The organism is Neorhizobium sp. LMR1-1-1.1 (genome assembly GCF_040675795.1).
Taxonomy (GTDB): Bacteria; Pseudomonadota; Alphaproteobacteria; order Rhizobiales; family Rhizobiaceae; genus Neorhizobium; species Neorhizobium cellulosilyticum.
On record NZ_JBEGHE010000032.1, the window covers coordinates 23,259 to 29,258 of the forward strand.

Consider the following 6,000-nt stretch of genomic DNA (forward strand, 5'->3'; position numbering starts at 1 on the left):
TCGTTAGAGACGTCGAACATCCCATTGGTTCACGAGTTCCGCGGCTTGAGAAAATATCTTTGCCCGATCGCAGGTCGTGAACTCCGGGGGTCGAAAGCGGATGAACCGTGTCTCGATATCTACCTCAACAGTGTACGCGAAGCGCTCATATCGTTTCGAATGGTTGTTGCCGCAATCGCCGCTTGCCCCATCGCGCTGGCTATCTGATCAAGGCCGGGTACCACATCCCCGGCAGCATAAAGCCCCGCAAGGCGCCATGTGCAGAATCATGCTTCGCATCGAAAGCTGTTATTACACGCCTGCGATGTGACGCTTGTCGTCGGTCCTTAAAATGCCCCTCGTGCCGGAAACCCCGCCAAACCATGACGCGGCAGCACCTAGTGCCAAGGCAAGGAAGCCAAGGATTGCGCCTGTTGCTACCGTCGTGGCAGCGAGATCGGCGGCCTCTGCGGCCTGCTTTTTGGCGGATTCAACGTTGTCGTGGTAGGTCTTCTCATACTGTTCGACTTGCAGTCGGGCCTGATCAACAGGGATGCCTTGGGCGCGTGAGACTGCATCGGCAGCGCGTGTCCGGGCGTCCTCAGCCGCTGCTTCATCTCCCGTCATGGCCGCCCGGACAGCAGCAACTGCTGCGTCTTGCAGGGCCTCGGGATCATTTCCTGTCGATCCGCGGACCTGCCGTTCTATTCCGGCCATTGGATCGGTTGCGCTGGAGATCGCCGTGGCACTTGCTGCCACAGCGGTCGTAGCCGTTTGTCCGGCTCCGCTGATAACGCTCGAAAGCCCTGAAAACGCGCCGCCGATCAAAGCGCCAACTGACGTGGTCAACATGAATAAGACGACTAGCGTGGTCACAGCCCAGGTCGTCAGACCATGCAACCCACCAGTCGGCTTGTCGGGTCGCCCCGATAGCCTGCTGGCGATATAGCCACCGATGAAGGCTGAAACGATCCCCGCAAGCACGAACCAAATGCCCCCTGCTATCGAAAAGTTAGACGCTTCCGGGTTATCGGAGGTGGTCGGGTCGAGTACGCCAGCGCCGATACCAACGCCCAGGAGATTGAGCAAGAACTGCGCGGCGAGAGCGATCGCAACACCAGCGAGAACCGCTCCCCAGGAAATTTTATAGAACGCTGCGCCAGAGGCGAAGCCGCTATCGCTATCACGGGCTGGAATAGGAACTGTCATAGGAATTCTCCTGGATCGCTATCGATATTCGGAGCTCGCTAACATGCAGCTGAGGAAGGAGTTCCACGCCCATGAAATCAAGTTTGATACTGAGCGAACGCGCTTCGGAAAAAAGTGAGGCCTCCTGGCGGCGGCCTCTGATCAGTGAGGTCAGAACAGTATCTAAGCGACTTTGTTGGCGCCCTTGGGATTGGCTGAGGCCTCCCCCAATTGGGTAAGCAGCTCGTCGGTCTGCAATTCTTCCTGCAGATTGGCATCCAGCAGCGGAACGGCGTCCGCCAGCCCCAGCTGACTGGCCCAGCTTTTCAACGTTCCATAGCGCGCGATTTCGTAGTGCTCGACGGCTTGCGCCGATGCGATCAAGCCCGCGTCAAGGGCGGGCGATCCCATGAATTCTTCCATGATCTCCTCGCCTTCAGCAAGAATGCCCTGGATCGCTTCGCAGGTTTTGCCACGCGCCGGCTTGCCGATCAGCTCAAATACCTGCTGGAGGCGTTCGATCTGACCTTCTGTCTGGTCTTTGTGAGTCAGAAAAGCCTGCTTGCCCTCAGGGGATTGGGCGGCACGTGCCATCTTGGGCAATGCCTTTAAGATCTGCTTCTCGGCAAAATAGATATCCTTGAGCGTATCAAGGAACAGATCGTCCAAAGTCTTCTCTGCCATCATAGGCTCCATAATTGCTAGGGTCGAAAATGCGGCCATCGAACACGTAGCCGCGTAATAAGTTCCACCGCTTTGAGCGCGATTATTTGTTATCGGTCAAACCGTGAACCTTGATCGCATGTGTTCTCAACGTCCCAAGCGTTGCTGTCGCAAAGTTTTTGATAGGACCGTCAGGCCCATCCTTGACGTACGAGGTAAACATCGCGACAGCCTCCTCGTGGGCCGCGACCTGGGTTGCGAGATACGCTTGGTCGAAATCCGCATCTGACGCCACTTCGAGGGCGGCGAGCTTGTCGGTGTTTTCCTTCGTCAGCCCTGTTGGAAGTTCGATTTTCTCGGCCTCGACAGCCGATTTCAAATCCGTAGAAGACTTGGTGTGATCCATCACCATGTCGCGGGCAAACTGTTTGGCGGCATCATCCTTGCCACGCGCAATAGCGACTTTGCCCGCTTCGATTTCGAACATGTCGGCCTGCGCAGCCTTTTGAGCGAACGCTGTGCTCGCAGCGTCCTGAGCATAGGCCGGAAGCATGCTAAAGGTTGCGAAGGAGTAGGTGATGGCGAAAGCAGCTATCATTAGTATACGGGGGTAATGCATCATTCAATCCTTATCAGCAGTGACAGTCGGAACCTGGCACGATGGTTAGTTGAAGTCGGGAGACATCGTGCCTCCGCGGTACTCCACGAGGTTGCTCACAAACCCAATCTCCTTCAGAGCGGCGACGATCTCTCACGACGACTTGGGCTGCCATTTCGCGCCCGAGGCGACCCACTGTTCCTCCACCCCAACGCCGAGACGACGAACAGTCTTTGCGGCGGATACGGCAGGTTCCTTATCTGTTAGAATGGGACCTACCCGAGTTCTAGCCGGTACAGCCCCTTGCGAGGGGCATATGGCGCACCCTATTTCTGGAACTTTTGTAAATGGCCCCTACGAAGTGCGAGGAACTCTTCCTAGTTCATCCGACAAGCCTAAAGACCGTGGCGGTCTACTGAGAGTTCACGCCGAAAACGATGGTTCCGGCGACATAGTTACGACCGTTTGCCACGCTTGACCGTTCCAGCTGTGCTTGCCGTCACTCAACATCTGCCCAGCGGCTCGAATCGCTTCGGTGCGCATCTTGTCCGAGTTTGTAAGATCAAAGCCGATTTCATCGACGACCGCTTTGCCGTTGAGAACGTGAAAAAAGTACCGCGGCATATGGCTAGGCTCCCGTGCTGTGGCGGGAGCGCATTGTCTCTCTGTCACGAGCTGGCGAACAAGGTGCGGGTGAGGTGATGATTAGATATGCAAACCCCGGCGATCACCAGCACATATGATAGGTTGGGCAATTATGGATCCATATCATGGGGCGCCACCCATTTGCTCCGTGAGCGCTAGTCGAGCCCGGTTCACCCGGCTTTTAACAGTGCCGACTGGGCATCCACATCTCTTAGCCGCAGCCTCGTAACTGTCGCCGTCCACAAGAACCGCATCGAATGCCCCTCGGTGCTCGGGCGAAAGGCTTGCGATAGCCCTGTTGAATTCTTGCATTCGGATTGACCATTCCTGCGCAGGAGGCACGGATGACTGTAGCGAGACACAATCCTCACGACCGGGCGCTTCTCTCACGCTTCGTTGGTAGCGAGTGCAGAACGAGTTGCGAAGGATCGTAAACAGCCACGATCTGAGGCGGGTGCCCGGCTGGAACTTGTCGAGATTGGCGAGGCCGCGCAGGAGTGTTTCCTGAACGAGATCATCGACGTCGTTGGGATTGTCTGAGAAGCGCTTCGCAAATTTCCGGATTTCAGGAATGAGCCTGATCATGTCGGCGCGAATACCATCGTCGGTATCACGATCCATTGGAACTACCTCGAGGTGTTGCGCCGTCCTTGACAGGAAGGGATCCGGGCTGTGCTAGAGCGGATGCGTTTGGTGTGCTCGTGCGATGAGCCTCCCGGCCCTCATCGCGACGTTTGCCTACGAGCCTGCACGTCAGTTCGCTGAGGCGATCAGGGTCTACCAGGGCTCGGACGTAGAAATGCAACACCGCCCTGGCAAGAAATACAGGGTCGACATCCGCGCAAATCGGACGAGTCACGGCCACTCGATACGCGGCCGCCATTGCCCGGATATCCGAGGGGAAAAAAACCGTTGGAAATACTTTGGAAACTGTCTGCACTGATCGCTCCTCCTGTTCGGCCTCGCGGTCGTTACATCTCAGCGTATCTTCTCCTATTGGCCGCTCAATCACATATGTTAATGCTTTGTCACTTTATGCTGCGTGAGAAGCGCGGCCATGATCGCAGTGATCGCCTCGTGCTCGCGTGACATGCAGAAGCCGCTCGTTTGTGCCTTCCCTGTCTGCGATCCCGCAAAGATGGCCGGGATTCCCAGCCCATCCAGTTGATCAGTCAGGAGGATAAGCGCGTCAATGTCTAGGTCTAGGTCGATTATCGCGCCCACGACTAAGCCAATCGCTACGCGGGAGATCCGACCTATGGATAGAACGGGTCCAATCAGTTCGACTCCTGCTTCCCTCCACGCATAGACCATTTTGCGGTCGACGAATGTGTGCTGGCCAATTGTTAGGATGAGCAATTTTTCCACAAACTCCGCTTTCTTCGTCTCGAATGCGATGGTTTCGCGGATGTGCATTTTCACCGTGGACTCGGGAATCGTGGATATCTTCCCGGTCGACGAGGTGTCGGTGGTTTGACCCATCTTGTCCAAGTCGAAATCTCTGAACAAGAAATTCAGTAAGAGTTCCCGCTAAATACTTCTTAAGCGCTTCTTCTCCGTCTGGAGATGAGACTGGCGACCCCCTGGCGAGCTTTGACTGGATAAGCAGGCGCGCGTTCGCCGATACGCAATGGTTGACCGCCCTTCCTTTTTCTTTTTGACGCTGGGGAACTCGATCCAGGTCGTCTTGTTCGTTGGCGTCATCCAACTAAGAAGGAACGGCACATGTTCATGAGAGTAGACCAGCTGCAGGCCAACCTGCCAGCTCCAAAACGCGCAGACCCAAATGCCGCCGCCGCTCTGCAGGAGCTTCTCGGCGGGAAGTACGGAGAAATGTCGACGCTTGGAAACTACATGTTCCAAAGCTTCAATTTCCGCAGCAAGGAAAAGCTCAAGCCATTCTATAGCCTCGTCGCCAGCATTACGGCGGAGGAGCTTGGCCACGTCGAACTCGTTAGCAATGGCGTTGCCATGCTCAATAATGGTCCAGACATTCCGGGCGGTGACGAAGGCGATGGAGGCGATATCTCAGGCGCTCCGTGGGAAGGGATGAAAGATATTCGCCTCGCTGCGGCGTTCCTGTCTGGTGGCGGCGGTGCGATGCCCGTCAATAGCAACGGCGTTTCATGGAATAACGATTTCATCACAACCACGGGCAACGTGGTGGTCGACCTCCTGCACAACTTTCACCTCGAATGCGGCGCGCGCCTTCACAAGCTACGGGTCTACGAAACACTCTCTGATCCGACCGGTCGTGAAGTCTGCGGCTATCTCCTTGTGCGTGGTTCCGTCCACGCGCACGCATACGCACTGGCGCTTGAAAAGATCACCGGCGTCGACGTCAAGAAATTCCTCCCGACACCGAACATTCCTCTCGATAAAGTTCCCGAGTGCCAGAAATATTTGGATGAGGGTTCTCACCGCCGTCTTTATACGTTCAGCCCAGGCGATTATAAAGAGATGTCAGGAATTTGGGGTAATGGCGAAGTTGCATTGCCTACGGATCCACCAGGTGAGCTCGAGGTCGTCGACGGCATGCCTGAAGGCGGAAAAATCCAGCAGCTAATCGGGGTTCCATCGGCGTTTACGCCTGACTATGCCCCGGAAGAAATGTTCGAGATTGCGGAGAAACTTTACAAAGCATCACGCTAAAGACCGGGGGGCTTAGCCCCCCGTTTCCAAAGCCATTAACGGACCTCGTAAGCATCCGGCGAAGGCCGCCCTCTTGGTCACTGATTTCTCGTTGACTAAACTTTTTATCGACGAATGGAGACAACGGGCAAAATGCGATATGGATTAGCTAGGCCGCGTCCCCATAAACGGGGTTCATCTTGTCGGCGGTGTGTGATTCAATCTCCTTGAAAGGAGATTGCCATGCGCCGTCACGAATTGAGCGACGAAGAATGGGCTGTCATCGCACCACTTCT

At 55.8% G+C, this 6,000-nt stretch carries 7 protein-coding genes and 1 pseudogene; 1 reads left to right on the plus strand and 7 read right to left on the minus strand.

Annotated elements, in window-relative coordinates; all coding sequences use genetic code 11:
• Positions 1-119: 119 nt before the first annotated feature.
• The 7 genes and pseudogenes from MRBLMR1_RS19905 to MRBLMR1_RS19935 all read right to left on the minus strand — a co-directional run.
• A pseudogene (locus MRBLMR1_RS19905) lies at positions 120-245 on the minus strand (NAD(P)/FAD-dependent oxidoreductase); the annotation flags it as partial.
• Between the two features lie 46 nt (positions 246-291).
• Positions 292-1,188, minus strand: coding sequence for a PhnA-like protein (locus MRBLMR1_RS19910; RefSeq protein WP_500065827.1), 897 nt, complete (start codon positions 1,186-1,188; stop codon positions 292-294).
• A gap of 162 nt (positions 1,189-1,350) precedes the next feature.
• Positions 1,351-1,851 (minus strand): YciE/YciF ferroxidase family protein, encoded by a 501-nt coding sequence (locus MRBLMR1_RS19915; RefSeq protein ID WP_206829081.1) that lies wholly within the window; start codon positions 1,849-1,851, stop codon positions 1,351-1,353.
• 82 nt (positions 1,852-1,933) lie between these two features.
• Entirely contained in the window at positions 1,934-2,449 is a 516-nt protein-coding gene (locus MRBLMR1_RS19920) for a DUF4142 domain-containing protein (RefSeq protein ID WP_183686997.1), read from the minus strand.
• Positions 2,450-2,851: 402 nt separating this feature from the next.
• Positions 2,852-3,052: a DUF6894 family protein gene (locus MRBLMR1_RS19925; protein ID WP_404946391.1), complete on the minus strand. Its 201-nt coding sequence runs from the start codon at positions 3,050-3,052 to the stop codon at positions 2,852-2,854.
• Between the two features lie 144 nt (positions 3,053-3,196).
• A complete protein-coding gene (locus MRBLMR1_RS19930) occupies positions 3,197-3,694 on the minus strand; it encodes a sigma-70 family RNA polymerase sigma factor (RefSeq protein WP_148147881.1) in 498 nt (165 codons plus the stop codon).
• A gap of 396 nt (positions 3,695-4,090) precedes the next feature.
• Positions 4,091-4,564 carry a hypothetical protein gene (locus tag MRBLMR1_RS19935; protein ID WP_206829082.1) on the minus strand — a complete coding sequence of 158 codons (474 nt, stop codon included), beginning with the start codon at positions 4,562-4,564 and terminating at the stop codon, positions 4,091-4,093.
• Positions 4,565-4,798: 234 nt separating this feature from the next.
• Here MRBLMR1_RS19935 and MRBLMR1_RS19940 point away from each other — a divergent pair, with 234 nt between their 5' ends.
• On the plus strand, positions 4,799-5,725 hold the full coding sequence (locus MRBLMR1_RS19940; protein ID WP_206829083.1) for a manganese catalase family protein: 927 nt from the start codon (positions 4,799-4,801) through the stop codon (positions 5,723-5,725).
• The last annotated feature ends 275 nt before the right edge of the window (positions 5,726-6,000 follow it).